General features: G+C 71.3%; 17 protein-coding genes. 11 read left to right on the plus strand and 6 right to left on the minus strand.

Going from position 1 to position 13,266, the window contains the following annotated elements:
- Positions 1-103: 103 nt before the first annotated feature.
- The 4 genes from COUCH_RS20995 (at position 104) to COUCH_RS21010 (ending at position 3,304) form a co-directional block, all read left to right on the plus strand.
- Positions 104-478 carry a MerR family transcriptional regulator gene (locus COUCH_RS20995; RefSeq protein WP_249606880.1) on the plus strand — a complete coding sequence of 125 codons (375 nt, stop codon included), beginning with the start codon at positions 104-106 and terminating at the stop codon, positions 476-478.
- 86 nt (positions 479-564) lie between these two features.
- Entirely contained in the window at positions 565-2,232 is a 1,668-nt protein-coding gene (locus COUCH_RS21000; RefSeq protein WP_249606881.1) for a sulfatase, read from the plus strand.
- 41 nt (positions 2,233-2,273) lie between these two features.
- Positions 2,274-2,633 carry a DUF6204 family protein gene (locus tag COUCH_RS21005; RefSeq protein ID WP_249606882.1) on the plus strand — a complete coding sequence of 120 codons (360 nt, stop codon included), beginning with the start codon at positions 2,274-2,276 and terminating at the stop codon, positions 2,631-2,633.
- Between the two features lie 149 nt (positions 2,634-2,782).
- A complete protein-coding gene (locus COUCH_RS21010; protein ID WP_249606883.1) occupies positions 2,783-3,304 on the plus strand; it encodes a hypothetical protein in 522 nt (173 codons plus the stop codon).
- 24 nt (positions 3,305-3,328) lie between these two features.
- Here the strand turns inward: COUCH_RS21010 and COUCH_RS21015 are convergent, their stop codons facing one another.
- Both COUCH_RS21015 and COUCH_RS21020 read right to left on the minus strand, forming a co-directional pair.
- Positions 3,329-4,180 (minus strand): aldo/keto reductase, encoded by an 852-nt coding sequence (locus COUCH_RS21015; protein WP_275979952.1) that lies wholly within the window; start codon positions 4,178-4,180, stop codon positions 3,329-3,331.
- A complete protein-coding gene (locus COUCH_RS21020; RefSeq protein ID WP_249606884.1) occupies positions 4,177-4,572 on the minus strand; it encodes a VOC family protein in 396 nt (131 codons plus the stop codon). The genes COUCH_RS21015 and COUCH_RS21020 overlap by 4 nt, the downstream gene beginning before the upstream one ends.
- A 65-nt stretch (positions 4,573-4,637) precedes the next feature.
- Here COUCH_RS21020 and COUCH_RS21025 point away from each other — a divergent pair, with 65 nt between their 5' ends.
- Complete coding sequence (locus COUCH_RS21025; RefSeq protein WP_249606885.1) at positions 4,638-5,318, plus strand: Clp protease N-terminal domain-containing protein; 681 nt, start codon at positions 4,638-4,640, stop codon at positions 5,316-5,318.
- Here the strand turns inward: COUCH_RS21025 and COUCH_RS21030 are convergent.
- Positions 5,303-5,770 (minus strand): heme-degrading domain-containing protein, encoded by a 468-nt coding sequence (locus tag COUCH_RS21030; RefSeq protein WP_249606886.1) that lies wholly within the window; start codon positions 5,768-5,770, stop codon positions 5,303-5,305. The two genes, COUCH_RS21025 and COUCH_RS21030, sit on opposite strands and share 16 nt — an antisense overlap.
- Positions 5,771-5,792: 22 nt before the next feature.
- Positions 5,793-6,563: a sulfite exporter TauE/SafE family protein gene (locus COUCH_RS21035; protein ID WP_249606887.1), complete on the minus strand. Its 771-nt coding sequence runs from the start codon at positions 6,561-6,563 to the stop codon at positions 5,793-5,795.
- Between the two features lie 141 nt (positions 6,564-6,704).
- Here COUCH_RS21035 and COUCH_RS21040 point away from each other — a divergent pair, with 141 nt between their 5' ends.
- Entirely contained in the window at positions 6,705-7,493 is a 789-nt protein-coding gene (locus COUCH_RS21040; protein ID WP_249606888.1) for an endonuclease/exonuclease/phosphatase family protein, read from the plus strand.
- Positions 7,494-7,520: 27 nt separating this feature from the next.
- On the opposite strand, the gene COUCH_RS21045 is transcribed toward COUCH_RS21040, so the two are convergent.
- Complete coding sequence (locus COUCH_RS21045; protein WP_249606889.1) at positions 7,521-8,009, minus strand: GNAT family N-acetyltransferase; 489 nt, start codon at positions 8,007-8,009, stop codon at positions 7,521-7,523.
- Between the two features lie 74 nt (positions 8,010-8,083).
- On the opposite strand from COUCH_RS21045, the gene COUCH_RS21050 reads away from it, so the two are divergent.
- The 3 genes from COUCH_RS21050 to COUCH_RS21060 are packed head-to-tail and all read left to right on the plus strand — an operon-like array spanning position 8,084 to position 9,800.
- Entirely contained in the window at positions 8,084-8,524 is a 441-nt protein-coding gene (locus COUCH_RS21050; RefSeq protein ID WP_249606890.1) for a MarR family winged helix-turn-helix transcriptional regulator, read from the plus strand.
- Between the two features lie 11 nt (positions 8,525-8,535).
- Positions 8,536-8,955 (plus strand): organic hydroperoxide resistance protein, encoded by a 420-nt coding sequence (locus COUCH_RS21055; protein WP_249606891.1) that lies wholly within the window; start codon positions 8,536-8,538, stop codon positions 8,953-8,955.
- 26 nt (positions 8,956-8,981) lie between these two features.
- Positions 8,982-9,800 (plus strand): alpha/beta fold hydrolase, encoded by an 819-nt coding sequence (locus COUCH_RS21060; protein WP_249606892.1) that lies wholly within the window; start codon positions 8,982-8,984, stop codon positions 9,798-9,800.
- Between the two features lie 179 nt (positions 9,801-9,979).
- Here the strand turns inward: COUCH_RS21060 and COUCH_RS21065 are convergent, their stop codons facing one another.
- Positions 9,980-10,954 carry a tyrosine-type recombinase/integrase gene (locus COUCH_RS21065; protein ID WP_249606893.1) on the minus strand — a complete coding sequence of 325 codons (975 nt, stop codon included), beginning with the start codon at positions 10,952-10,954 and terminating at the stop codon, positions 9,980-9,982.
- A gap of 635 nt (positions 10,955-11,589) precedes the next feature.
- Between COUCH_RS21065 and COUCH_RS21070 the strand changes: the two genes are divergently transcribed.
- Together COUCH_RS21070 and COUCH_RS21075 are read left to right on the plus strand one after the other, a co-directional pair.
- On the plus strand, positions 11,590-12,051 hold the full coding sequence (locus COUCH_RS21070; protein WP_249606894.1) for a GNAT family N-acetyltransferase: 462 nt from the start codon (positions 11,590-11,592) through the stop codon (positions 12,049-12,051).
- Between the two features lie 405 nt (positions 12,052-12,456).
- Positions 12,457-13,215: a VOC family protein gene (locus COUCH_RS21075; RefSeq protein WP_249606895.1), complete on the plus strand. Its 759-nt coding sequence runs from the start codon at positions 12,457-12,459 to the stop codon at positions 13,213-13,215.
- The last annotated feature ends 51 nt before the right edge of the window (positions 13,216-13,266 follow it).

Consider the following 13,266-nt stretch of genomic DNA (forward strand, 5'->3'; position numbering starts at 1 on the left):
GAATCTCCCTTGTGCCTCTGGGTGGTGGGGGCAGGGCTACGCTAAAACCTGACGTTGGCGTCAAGGGCAAGTCCGATGTGACGGGGATCTACCGGAGGCGGTTGTGCGGATCGGTGAGGTGGCGGCGGCGGCCGGGGTGAGCCCGCGGGCGCTGCGCTACTACGAGGAGCAGGGGCTGCTGAGCTCGCAGCGGCATGCCAGCGGGCAGCGGCACTACGGCGAGGACGCGGTGCAGCGGGTCCGGTGGATCCAGGCGCTGTACGCCGCCGGGCTCAGCAGCAAGTCGATCACCGGGCTGGTGGGCTGCGTGCACACCGGCGTCGCCACGGACGCGATGCGCGCCCAGCTCGCGGCCGAGCGGGAACGCATCGACACCCAGATCCGGGACCTGACGAACACCCGCGACCGGCTCGACGCCATCATCGCCGCGGCGGACGACCCGGACCGGAGGCGCGCGTCCTCCGGCTGTGAGGCCTGAGATGAACCGGTTACGAGCCCGGGGCGTGTGCAGGAGGTAGGGGTAGGCTGCTGCCTTCCGTCGCTCGAGGCAAAGGATCGTTCAGGGTGTCTCGTCCGCGCCGCGTCGCCGGGTGGATCGCCACCGGTCTCGCCGCTTCCGTGGTCTTCCTGGCGCTGGTCGTGCCCGACCAGGTCACCCGGCTGCCGCCCGGGGCGTCACCGTGGGCGACGCTGCTGCGCGTACCGCTGGAGGCGCTGGCCGTCGCCGCCGTGCTGCTGGCGCTGCCGGCGCGGGCGCGGGCGGTCACCGCCGGGGTGCTCGGGGCGCTGCTGGGGGTGCTGAGCGTCGTCAAGGTCATCGACCTCGGGTTCTTCGCCGTGCTGTCGCGCCCGTTCGACCCGGTGCTGGACTGGCCGCTGTTCGCCGACGGATACCGGTTCGTCGAGGGCTCGGCGGGCGGCGGGGCGGCGGTGGCGGCGCTCGTGGGGGCGATCGCCCTTGCTGTGGCCGTACCTGTGGTGATGGTCTTCGCGGTGCGGCGTCTGGCCGCCGTCGCGGCCCGGCACCGGCGCCCGGCTCGCGTGTCCGTCGGGGTCGCCGCCGTGGCGTGGCTGGTCCTGGCCGTACTGGGCGCGTCGCTGGTGCCCGGGGTCTACGTCGCCTCCGACACGGCGGTGGCGCTGGCGCGTGACAGCGTGCTGACCGTGCCCGCGGCGATCCGCGACAAGCGGGCGTTCACCACCGAGGTCGCGGCCGACGCGTTCCGCGACACCGCGCCGGAGCAGCTGCTCGGCGGGCTGCGCGGCAAGGACGTGGTGTTCGCGTTCATCGAGAGCTACGGCCGCTCGGCCATCGAGGACCCCGCGCTGGACACCACCGTGCGCGCGGCGCTGACGGCCGGCACGGCACAGTTGCGCGACGCGGGCTACGGCGCCCGCAGCGGGTTCCTGACCTCGCCGACCGCCGGCGGCGGCAGCTGGCTGGCGCACTCGACGTTCCAGTCCGGGGTGTGGATCGACAACGAGCAGCGCTACCGCAGCCTGGTCTCCGGCGACCGGCTCACTCTGACCGGCGCGTTCAAGAAGGCCGGCGCGTGGCAGACCGTCGCGGTCGAGCCGGGTGTCACGTACGCGTGGCCCGAGGCGCAGTTCTACGGCTACGACCGGCTGTACGACTCGCGCACGCTGGGCTATCACGGGCCGGTGTTCGGCTGGGGGCCGGTCCCCGACCAGTTCACGCTCAAGGCGTTCACCGACGCCGAGTACGCCCGCCCGGGCCGCACGCCGTTGATGGCGGAGCTGACGTTCGTCTCCAGCCACACGCCGTGGGCGCCGCTGCCGTCGATGGTCGGCTGGGACCAGCTCGGCGACGGCTCCATGTACGCCGCGCAGCACGCGCAGGGCCAGAGCGCCGCGCAGGTGTGGAAGGACCCGGTGCGGGTGCGGGCCGCGTACGCCCAGTCGATCACGTACTCGATCGGCAGCCTCGTGTCGTGGGTGCGCACGTACGGCACGGACGACCTGGTGCTGGTGTTCCTCGGCGACCACCAGCCGGCGCCGGTGGTGGTCGGTGACCGGGCGAGCCGCGACGTGCCGGTGACGATCGTCGCGCACGACCCGGCGGTGCTGGACCGGGTGACGTCCTGGGGCTGGACCGACGGGCTGCGGCCGGACCCGCAGGCCCCGGTGTGGCGCATGGACCAGTTCCGCGACAGGTTCCTCACCACTTTCGCCGCGCCCACGGCCACCCGCCCGCTGTCGCCGCCCCGGTAATTGGGGTGTCGGCGGCCGGCGCGGCGGCTACGGTCGGCGCCATGACGTCTCGCACCATCCGGGTCACCGTCCGCGGCGCCTTCGACGCGCTCACCGACGCCCAACGCGCCGAGCTGCTGGCCGCGGCCGCCGAGCACGACGTGGCGTTCGCCGCGTTCACCGCCGACGGGTCGATGACCTACGACATCGCCGCCCGCCCGTTCTTCACGTTCCGCTACGCCGAGACGGTGGCCGAGGAGCGCGACATCCCCGCGGTGACGGCCCGGGCGCAGACGGCCGCGCAAGAGTGGTGCTCCTCGCGCGGCTACGGCTTCAAGAACCTCAGCGCGCAGGCGGTGGACCTGTCGCAGACGCCGATGGGCAGCCGCGGTCGCCGAGAGGCCGCCCGCAACGACCGATGAACGGTTGAGCTGTCGGATGCGGGTCTGTCGCCACATGGACGCTGGCCTATTCCGTCACCGGATCGAACACGAAACTGTCATCGCGATCAGGGTCACGACATTCGGCGCGTCCGCGCCGGCCCGACGACAATCGCGAACAGGAGTCGGACATGATCGACAGTGCCGTGCTGGACCAGGCGGAGCGCATCCTTGCGCAGGTCGCGCCGAAGGAGGTCGTCATTGTGGTGCTGCCCAAGTCGATGTCGGTCGGCCTGAGCGGGAACCCCGGCATGTGCGTGAAGACCGAACAACAGAAGACCTGGATCACGGGTCAGATGGACAATGCGCGCGATTACGTGGCGGAGAACCTGGCGGATCGCTGGAACGAGCTCATGAAGGCGGTGGCAATAAACACCCTGGTCATCAAGGAAGAAGTTTTCGCGGGGACTCCGGCGTACCAGTCGGCCGTCATCTGGCACGAGTACGGGCATGCGCTGCACGAGGCGTCGGAGACCGGCAACGTGTTCCTGTTCGAGGTCGCGACGCTGACCGAGAACCGGTCGACGTTGGGCGACAAGGACGTACGGGATGTCCTCAACAGCCGTACCGCGGCGTACAAAGGCGCGAAGGATCCGGGCCGTGCCGAGCTCATCGCGTTTCTTGAAGAGCAATGGCAGATCAAACTAGCGTGATCTCGCGGCCGTCTAGGGGCTCCATCACAGTGAGTCGAGTTCCGAGCCGGTCAAGGTGATCCCGCCGGCGGCCATGTTCTGTTCCAGGTGCTCGACGCTGCCTGTGCCCGGGATGGCCAGCACGTGCGGGCCCTGGTGCAAGATCCAGGCGAGCCGCACCTGATGCTCGGTGACGCCGTGCGCGGCGGCGACGGCCCGTAGCGCCTCGCCGCCCGCCGCCCCGGACGCACCCTGCTCCCGGCCGGGTCCGGCGACGGAGAAGTACGGCACGAACGCGATGCCGCGCCGGGCGCACTCGTGCAGCAGCGCCGTGCCGTCCGCGTCGCGCAGGTCCAGGCCGTACTCGTTCTGCACGCACACGACCGGGGCGATGCGCTGCGCTTCGTCGAGATGGTGCGGCCGCACGTTCGAGATGCCCAGGTGCCGGATCAAACCCTCGCGGCGCAGCTCCGCCAGGGCGGTGAACTGTTCGCCCAGCGAGGCGCCGCGGTCGCGCAACCGCAGGTTCACCACGTCGAGGGCGTCGACGCCGAGGCGGCGCAGGTTGTCCTCGACGCGGGCGCGCAGCTCGGCCGCGGTGGCCGGCCGGTCGCCGGCGGCGGCGCCGACCTTGGTGGCGATGACCAGGTTCCGCGGGTACGGGCTGAGCGCGGCGCGGATGAGCTCGGTGGCGTACCGCTTCTCGCCCGTGCCGACGCCGAGCGTGCCGCCGGGGGAGACGTAGAACGCAGCGGTGTCGATGTGGTCGACGCCCAGCTCCACTGCGCGGCGCAGCACCCGGATGGCCACCTCCCGGTCGGGGTTCGCGGTGAGGCGCATCGAGCCGAAGCCGAGGCGGTGCACCGTACGGTCACCGAGCTGCGCGGTGCCGGTCACGGCCGGCCCGGGCCACGCTCGGCGGCGCTGCGCTCGACGCAGAACTCGTTGCCCTCGGGGTCGCGCAGGGTGGCCCAGCCCAGCCCGTCGGCGGTGCGATGGTCCTCGTGCAGGGTGGCGCCGGCGTCCAGGAAGCGCTGCACGGCCTCGTCGCGGGTGCCGGTGGGCGGCTGGACGTCGAGGTGCACGCGGTTCTTGCCGGCCTTGTCGTCGGGCACCCGGATGAACAGCAGTCCGGGCCAGCCTGGTTCCGGCGCCTCGAGCAGGATCTCGTCGTCGTCCGGAGCGTCCTGGTCGCTGACCGGGTAGCCGGTGACCAGGGTCCAGAACTGGGCGAGCCGCCAGGGGTCGTGAGCGTCCACAGTGATGTGACGTACCGGGTTGAGGGCCATGGCGGATCACCCTACGCGTCAACCGGTGGTTGACGAGCAATCAGCGTCAACTTAGAGTTGACGGCATGACGCAGACCTCGCCGCCCGTACGGCTCGACGACCTCATCCACAGCATCACCGCCAACCGGCCCGACGCCCCGCTGGAGCGGCTGTCGGACGCCGTGCTGCTCGCCGACCACCTCGGCGACCTCGCCGACCACCTCATCGGCCACTTCGTCGACCAGGCCCGCCGCTCCGGCGCCTCCTGGACCGACATCGGCCGCAGCATGGGCGTCAGCAAGCAGGCCGCCCAGAAACGCTTCGTGACCAAGCCCGACCTCGACATGTCGCAGGGCTTCAGCCGCTTCAGCACCAACGCCCGCACGACCGTCACCGGCTCGATGACCGCCGCGCGCGCCACCAGGCACCCCGAGATCCGCCCCGAGCACCTGCTGCTGGGGCTGCTCGACGTGCCCGGCGCCACGGCCCACGCCGTGCTCGGCGACTTCGCGCGGGTGCGCGAGGCCGCCATGGCCTCGCTGCCCGAGGCACCGGGCGGGGACATGCCCGAGCTGATCCCGTTCGACGCCCGCTCGCGCAAGGTCCTGGAACTGACCTTCCGGGAGGCGCTGCGCCTGGGCGACGACACCGTGGGCACCGAGCACATCCTGCTCGCGCTCATCGAGGAGGAGCCGCCCGGCGGCGTGCTGGCCGGGCTCGGCATCGACAAGGCCGCCGTGGAGAGCGCCGCTCAGTCCGCCAGATAGGTCTCGATCGCCTCGACCACCAGCGCGTGGTCGTCGGCCTGCGGCAGCCCCGACACGGTCACCGTACCCACCACACCCACACCCGCCACGCGTACGGGGAAAGCACCGCCGTGAGCCGCATAGTCGGCCGGATCCACCCCGTACTTGGCGTCCAGCGCGTCACCCCTCGCCGCGAGCCGGCGCCCCACCAGGTACGACGAGGCCGCGAAGCGTTCCACCACCCGTACCTTGCGGGCGATCCAATGGTCGTTGTCGGCCGTGCTGCCCGGCAGCGCGGCGTGGAACAGCTGCTGCGCACCCCGGCGGATGTCGACGGCCACCGGCAGCTCCCTGCCGGTGGCCAGGTCCACCAGCAGGCTGCCGAGCTGCCATGCGTCCGCGTTGGTGAACCGGGTGAAGGTCAGCCGCCGCTCCTGCTCCTCGAGCCGGGCGATGAGATCGTCGTCGGTCATGCGCCCATCCTCGCGCACCGGCTCAGGCCCGGAACTGGTCCACGCCCAACTTCACGATCAGGGCCAGCACGACGACCAGCAGCACCACCCGCACGAAGCCCGAGCCGCGGCGCAACGCCATCCGCGCACCGAGCACCGCGCCGGCGATGTTGCACACCGCCATGCCCGCGCCCAGCAGCCAGTACACGTGCCCGGTCGCGCCGAACACCGCCAGCGCGCCCAGGTTCGTACCCGTGTTCACGATCTTCGCCATCGCCGAGCCGTGCACGAAGTCCGCGCCCACCACCGTGGTGAACGCCAGCACCAGGAACGTGCCCGTACCCGGGCCGATCAGACCGTCGTACGCGGCGATCACCCCGCCGGCCAGCGCCACCACCGCCACCATCCGCGCCGGGGTGCGCTTGAACGGATCGGCGACCAGCCCCATCGCCGGGCGCAGCGTCACGAACAACGCGACCGCCACCAGCACGCCCAGCACCACCGGCCGGTACGCCCCCGCCGGCACCCGGCCCGCCAGCAGCGCCCCCAGCCCGGAGACCACCACCGCCATCCCGGCCGCCGGCCCCGCCACCCGCCAGTCCAGCTTGGTACGCCGCGCGTACGTCACCGCCGCTGTGCTCGTGCCCGCCACCGCCGCCAGCTTGTTCGTGCCCAGCGCCGTGGCCAGCGGCAACCCGGGCGCCGCGATCAGCAACGCCGGCAGCAACAGCAGCCCGCCACCGCCGACGACCGCGTCGACCCAGCCCGCCGCCGTCGCCGCCCCCAGCAAAGTAACGACCGAAAGACCATCCACGGCTGACAAGCATGCCGGTCACCCCCGGCGCCGCCGCAGCCAGATCCCCGCCGTCCCGATGAGCAGGAACACCGACATCGCACAGCAGAACGCCTTGATCAACACCGCACACCTCCGGTACCGGGGATAGGCTCTACACCCGTGCGCCTGGCCACTTTCAACCTGCTGCACGGCCGCTCCCTGTCCGACGGCACCGTACACGCCGGCCGGATCGCGGACGCCGTCGCCGACCTCGACGCCGACGTGCTCGGCCTGCAGGAGGTCGACCGCGCCCAGCCCCGCAGCGGCCACCTCGACCTCACCGCCATCGCCGCCGACGCCCTCGGCGCCCCCGCCCACCGCTTCGCCGCGGCGGTCGCCGGCACACCGGGGGAGACCTGGCACCCCTGGCAGTCCGAGGACGACAACGTGCACCCCCTGTACGGCATCGCCCTGGTCAGCCGCTATCCGGTGCTGCGCTGGCAGATCACCCAGCTGCCGGCCGCGCCCGTACGCTCACCGGTCTGGGCGCCCGGCCCCGGCGGCGGCCTCATCATGCTCAAGGACGAGCCCCGCGTCATGATCGCCGCCGTCGTCGACGCCCCCACCGGCCCGATGACCGTCGCCACCACCCACCTGTCGTTCGTCCCCGGCTGGAACGTGCGCCAGCTGCGCGCCGCCGTCCGCGCCCTGCGAGCCCTGCCCGCCCCGCGCATCCTGCTCGGCGACCTCAACATGCCCGCCGGGCCCGTGCGCGCCTTCACCGGCTGGCGCAGCCTCGCCCGACGGCCCACGTACCCCAGCCCCGCACCACGCGCCCAGCTCGACCACATCCTCGCCGACCCCCGCGGCGCCGCCCCGCTCGGCCCGGTCGTGCAGATCCGCACCCCGGCCGTCCCGGTCTCCGACCACCGGCCGCTCGTCGTGCACCTCGACCCCGCCGTTGCCTGAGCCCTCACGGCTGCGGCGGGCGGCGGCTCAGACCGCCCGCTCGTAGATGACCTCCAGGCCGTCGACCTCGTCCCACTGCTCGCCGACCTGCTCGAAACCGAACGGCGCGATCGTGGCCAGCGACGCCACGTTGTCCGGCCGGATGCTCGCCCGCACCAGACGCACCCGCGGGTCACCCTCCGCACGCCGGATCAGCTCCGCGAGCATCGCCCTGGCATAACCCCTCCTGCGGTACGCGGGATCCACCCCGTAACCGACCTCCACGCGACCCTCGTCGTCCGGCGGCCCGTGGAAGCCGCCCGCCCCGACGACCTGTCCGTCCGCCACGGCCGCCCGGGCGACCCACTCCTCGGCCGCCGGATTCGCCTCGATGTCGCGTACCCGGATCTCCCAGAGCCACCGCTCGCCCAGGATCCATTCGCTCAGCGGGTGACCCGCCACCGCGCCCGCCGTGGCGAGGTCCCCGGCGACGAGCGCGCGCAGCGCGGGCAGCGGCAGCGGGATGAAAGTGATCATGCGCAGATCCTAGAGGTGTGGCCACCACCTCAGTTCAGTTGTGCACAACCCAATTGCGTACTACCGTTCGGCGTATGCAAGAGAGCACCGGCCTCGAACAGATGATCTGCTTCGAGCTGTACGCCGCCTCCCGGGCCATGACCAGCCTCTACCGGCCCGCCCTCGACGCCCTCGGCCTCACCTACCCCCAGTACGCGGCCCTGCGCGTCATCTGGCACCGCGGCCGCATCACCGTCCGGGACCTCGGCGCCGCCCTCCAACTCGACAGCGGCACGCTCTCACCCCTGCTCAAACGCCTCGAGAACCAGGGCCTCATCCACCGCACCCGCGGCACCGACGACGAACGCATCGTCTGGATCACGGCCACCGACAAGGGCTCCGACCTGCAGCATCGAGTAGCAGACCTGCCGCAACGCCTGGCCTGCGCCCTCGACCTGAGCATCGACGAGTTCACCACCCTGCACACCCTGCTCACCCGCATCCGCGGCGCGGCAACCACCACCACCCTCGACTGAAAGGAACCACCATGCAGGCCATCTACACCGCCTCCGCCACCGCCACCGGAGACGGCCGCGGCGGACACACCCGCTCCAGCGACGGCGTCCTCGACCTCGACCTCGCCGTCCCCAAGGAGATGGGCGGCCCCGGCGGCCACCTCACCAACCCTGAACAGCTCTTCGCCGCCGGCTACGCCGCCTGCTTCCACAGCGCCCTCAAGATCGTCGCGAGCAAGCAGAACATCCAGCTCACCGACACCGCCATCACCGTCGACGTCGGCATCGGCCCCCACGGCACCGGCGCCTTCGGCCTCACCATCACCATCGAGGCCGAACTGCCCAGCGTCGACGAGGCCACCGCACACCGGCTCCTCGAAGCCGCCCACCAGGTCTGCCCGTACAGCAACGCCACCCGCGGCAACGTCGACGTCACCCTCAACCTCGCCTGACCGTCTTCTCCAGAGGGGAAACCACCATGCCCTACGTGACCTCCGACGGCGCCGACCTCTACTACGAAGACTTCGGCACCGGCGACCCCGTCGTGCTCATCCACGGCTGGCCCCTGTCCAGCCGCAGCTGGGAAGCCCAGATCCCCGCCCTCGTCGCCGACGGCAAACGCGTCATCGCGTACGACCGCCGCGGCTTCGGCAAGAGCAGCCAGCCCTGGACCGGCTACGACTACGACACCTTCGCCGCCGACCTGCGCGCCCTGCTCGAACACCTCGACCTCACCGGCGTCACCCTCGTCGGCTTCTCCATGGGCGGGGGAGAGGTCGCCCGCTACCTCGGCACGTACGGCACCGACCGGGTCAGCAAGGCCGTTTTCGCCGGCGCCGTACCGCCGTACCTCTACAAGAGCGACGACAACCCCGACGGCGCCCTCGACGACGCCACCATCAAGCAGTTCCAGGACGGCGTCACCACCGACCGCATCGCCTTCGTCGACGGCTTCGCCGAGAACTTCTTCAAGGCCGGCGGCACCCTCAAGGTCAGCGACAACCAGGTCCGCTACGCCCAGGAACTCGCCCACCTCGCCAGTCCCAAGGCCACTCTCGACTGCATCGCCGCCTTCGGCCTCACCGACTTCCGCGGCGACCTCGCCAAGATCAGCATCCCCACGCTGGTCATCCACGGCGACAGCGACGCGATCGTCCCCATCGAGCACAGCGGCAAGCGCACGGCGGACACCATCCCCGGTGCGAAGCTCGTGGTCATCCAGGACGGGCCGCACGGCATCAACGCCTCGCACCCGACCGAGTTCAACGAGGCGCTGCTGAGCTTCCTCAACAGCTGACCCTGCCGGCGCCCCCGGGCCATCCCTTCGGGGCCATCCATTCCCGGACCTCAGCTCGGAACCTCAGCCTGGGCCCTCGTCCCAGATCTCCTTCCGGACCCTTCGCGGGCCTGTTCGGCGGACCTTCGCGGGCCGGCCCCTTCCTCCGGGCCGGCCCGCTTCCGGCATCCCCGCACACTTCAGTGCAACGTGCCCAACGCCCGGTTCGTACGGTTCGCCCGCACCGCCGCCCGCTGCTGCGCCGCCGTCACCTCGATGTACCCCTGCGACGTCGTCAACGACGCGTGCCCCAGCAACCGCATGATCTCCGAAGCGTTCGCCCCGTCCTCGGCCAGCCGCGTCGCGAACGTATGCCGCAACGCATGCAACTGCGCCCCCCGCGGCACCCGATCCGACACCCCCGCCCGCCGGAAACACGACTGCACCAGATACTGCAGCCCACCCCGCCGCAACGGCTCACCACGCCGATCCACCAGCAACGCATCATCCGGCCGTACCCGCCCGAACCGCACCTGCCGGCTCTCCACGTACCGCGCCACCACGGCATCCAGCTCCGGCTCGATCGGCACGGACCGCGGCCGCCCACCCTTGCCCGCCACCTCGACCCGCCGCTCACCCGGCCGCCCGACCACCGACCCGGTCCGCAACGCCAACAGCTCCGACAACCGCAACCCGGCACACAACGCCAGCGCCAGCACGACCACATCCCGCTCCGGCCACGGATCCCGCTGCCGCTCGTCAGCCCGGCTCACCGCCTCGAGCAACTGCTCCGGCGTGTCCTCGCCGCGCAGCGGCTTGGGGGAGGGGACCGACACCCTCGGCTTCCCGACTGCCGGCATCGGGTTCCCGGCGACCACCCCGTCGACCACCAGGAACCCGTAGAACGAATTCCACGTCGACCAGGCCCGATACACCGAGGCAGGCGCCCGCCCAGCCGCGAACGCCGCGAACGCCGACCGCAGCGAACGAGGGGAGAGGTGACCGAGAGTGACGTCCTCGATGGAGACGTCGAGCGGCTCGGCGATGATGCGCAGGACGGCGGTCAGATCGCGGCGGTAGGCGAGAAGGGTGTGCTGAGACGGCTTCTGTACGGCTCGAGCACCGAGGAACTCCTCGACAAGCGACTCGACCGGAATGTCTTGTTCATCCTGCATAAGGAATATTATGCAGGAAAGTGACGTCTGTACGGGAGGGTCTCGGCGGTAGTGGTTTCTCCGTCGAGCAGGTCCTCGGTGCAGTTCGCCTGGTTGTGTTCGTTGCGCCTTTGCCTGGTTGCGCTCCGCTGCTTCGCGCACCGGTGCTCGCTTCGGCGGCGGACGCGCCGGGGGCTGAGCCGCCTGTCCTGGCAGCCGTGGTGGTCGAGGCAACGCGATAGCCGGCCCGAGTACCCGGGCTGATCTCGTCGCCGCTGCGCGCCGTGACGGCCGATTTCCGGGACGCAGCTCCCGTGTCTCGATGCCGGTTCTGTCAGAAGCAACCTCCTCAGGTTTCTTTGCGCCGCTCGAGTCATCCCATCCGCGTCCCGGCGTCGCCCTGCCGGCCACCGTGTCCTGCCGTGTCTCCAGCAGGCACTCTCCGAGCCCTCTCCGCGCTCAAGTTGACATAATGTAGATTATCGACCAACTAGCTGGACGCATTGTCAGCGCTTCCCTGCACGCCGCTCACGGACACTTTCCGCGACTCGGTGATGTCGGAGGCGCGCTGCCCAAGGCGAACTGCCCACCTCGCCCCTGGGCGCGCTCGGCAATCCGGTCGCTGAAGCGGCCCCGCGCTCGCTAGGGTCCGCCCCATGCGGCTCGAAGAGATCACCCCCAAGAACTACGAGGCGGCTCTCGAACTGTCGGTGCGTCCGGATCAGGATGACCTGGTCGAGCCGGTGGTCAAGTCCCTCGCCGAGGCGTTCGTCTTCTCCCCGTACGCCTGGCCGCGGCTCGTCTACGACGGCGAGCGCCTGGTCGGCTTCGTGATGGCGTTTCTCGACATCCCGTGGAACGAGGCGCGCGATCCGTCCGACCGGCGATCGGGCCTGTGGCGGCTCGCCATCGCGGCCGACGCCCAGGGGCGCGGCTACGGCAGGTTCGCCGTCGAGGCGGTCTGCCAGGAGATCCGCGCTCGCGGCGGCGACCGGGCGTACGTCACCTGGGAGCCGCGTGCCGGCGGGCCGGAGGGCTTCTACCTGAAGCTGGGCTTCCGGGTGACGGGCGAGCGCAGCGGTGGGCAGACCGTCGGGGTCCTCGACCTTCCGGCGTGATGCGAACGATTGCCCGGGAGACGCCTTCACGCCCTCTCCCCCTTGGTCGCCGTTCTGACTGATCGTTCCCACAGTGAGCGGAACGCCGCCCGCGGCCCCAGGGGCGGTGTGCGCAGGCCGAACCGGGTCGTCGGCCGCTCCTCGCCGATCGAGGTGTCGCCCGCGGTCTTGGGCAAGCTGGACGAGGTTGTCGGCCGCGGTCTTAGGCAGGCCGGGCGAGGTTGTCGGCCGCGGTCTTAGGCAAGCCGGGCGACGTGGAGCTGGAGGACTCGGACTCGGGCCGGCGGGTGCGGTTGGGGTGGTGCTCTCCCCCGCCGAGCCGGCCCAGGTGTCGGGGCTGGCGGCGACGGAGCGGGACGCCGCCCGCTGAGCGGCTTCGGGTGGGGGCAGGGCAGGATCTCGGTCATGGCGGAGACCGTAGAGGCTGGGTCCGACACTTTCGTACGGTGGATCACCGCGTTCCTGGATTCTCCGTCGCGGGCGGCGGAGGGGTTCTGGCAGGCCGTGACGGGTTCGACGATGTCGGCGCGGCGGGGGCCGGGTGAGGCGTTCGCCACGTTGGTGCCGTCCGGCGGGGACGCGTACCTGAGGGTGCAGGTGGTCGGGGACGGCCCGGCGCGGGCCCACCTGGATCTGCATGTCGAGGATGTTCCGGCGCAGGCGCGCCGGGTGGTGGGGCTGGGCGCGGCTGTGGTGCTGGATGAGGGGGATCTGGTGGTGCTGCGCTCCCCTGCCGGCCTGGCGTTCTGTCTGGTGCGCTGGCAGGGCGAGCGGCTGCGGCCGGCGCCGGTGGGGGCTCTGGGGGCGCGCAGTCTGGTGGATCAGCTGTGTGTGGACGTTCCGGCCGCGTCGTTCGACGCGGAGGCCGATTTCTGGGCTTCGGTGACGGGTTGGGCCCGGCGGCGGGGGTCGCGCCCGGAGTTCGATTTTCTGGTACGTCCGAACGGCATGCCGTTGCGTCTGCTGCTGCAGCGGGTCGGCTCCCCGGCTGCCGGCATGCACGTCGACGTTGCTTGTGAGGACCGGGAGGCCCTGGTGGCGCGGCATGTCGATCTCGGTGCGTCGGTGGTGCGGGTGGAAGCTGCGTGGACGACGTTGCGGGATCCGGCGGGGCGGGTCTACTGCCTGACGGACCGGGATCCGGTGACGGGCCGGCTGGGTTGACGGGTTCTTGTCGGTGGGTGCTGGTAGAACAGACGACGTTGGAACACACGT

Origin of the sequence: Couchioplanes caeruleus, assembly GCF_023499255.1 — a bacterium.
GTDB lineage: Bacteria > Actinomycetota > Actinomycetes > Mycobacteriales > Micromonosporaceae > Actinoplanes > Actinoplanes caeruleus_A.

What these genes read in the sequence shown, in the direction of transcription:
- COUCH_RS21005 (WP_249606882.1), top strand. Translation starts at nt 2,274, where the DNA reads ATGACGTCTCGCACCATCCGGGTCACCGTCCGCGGCGCCTTCGACGCG.
- COUCH_RS21010 (WP_249606883.1), top strand. Translation starts at nt 2,783, where the DNA reads ATGATCGACAGTGCCGTGCTGGACCAGGCGGAGCGCATCCTTGCGCAG.
- COUCH_RS21020 (WP_249606884.1), bottom strand. Translation starts at nt 4,572, where the DNA reads ATGGCCCTCAACCCGGTACGTCACATCACTGTGGACGCTCACGACCCC.
- COUCH_RS21025 (WP_249606885.1), top strand. Translation starts at nt 4,638, where the DNA reads ATGACGCAGACCTCGCCGCCCGTACGGCTCGACGACCTCATCCACAGC.
- COUCH_RS21030 (WP_249606886.1), bottom strand. Translation starts at nt 5,770, where the DNA reads ATGACCGACGACGATCTCATCGCCCGGCTCGAGGAGCAGGAGCGGCGG.
- COUCH_RS21045 (WP_249606889.1), bottom strand. Translation starts at nt 8,009, where the DNA reads ATGATCACTTTCATCCCGCTGCCGCTGCCCGCGCTGCGCGCGCTCGTC.
- COUCH_RS21050 (WP_249606890.1), top strand. Translation starts at nt 8,084, where the DNA reads ATGCAAGAGAGCACCGGCCTCGAACAGATGATCTGCTTCGAGCTGTAC.
- COUCH_RS21055 (WP_249606891.1), top strand. Translation starts at nt 8,536, where the DNA reads ATGCAGGCCATCTACACCGCCTCCGCCACCGCCACCGGAGACGGCCGC.
- COUCH_RS21060 (WP_249606892.1), top strand. Translation starts at nt 8,982, where the DNA reads ATGCCCTACGTGACCTCCGACGGCGCCGACCTCTACTACGAAGACTTC.
- COUCH_RS21065 (WP_249606893.1), bottom strand. Translation starts at nt 10,954, where the DNA reads ATGCAGGATGAACAAGACATTCCGGTCGAGTCGCTTGTCGAGGAGTTC.
- COUCH_RS21070 (WP_249606894.1), top strand. Translation starts at nt 11,590, where the DNA reads ATGCGGCTCGAAGAGATCACCCCCAAGAACTACGAGGCGGCTCTCGAA.
- COUCH_RS21075 (WP_249606895.1), top strand. Translation starts at nt 12,457, where the DNA reads ATGGCGGAGACCGTAGAGGCTGGGTCCGACACTTTCGTACGGTGGATC.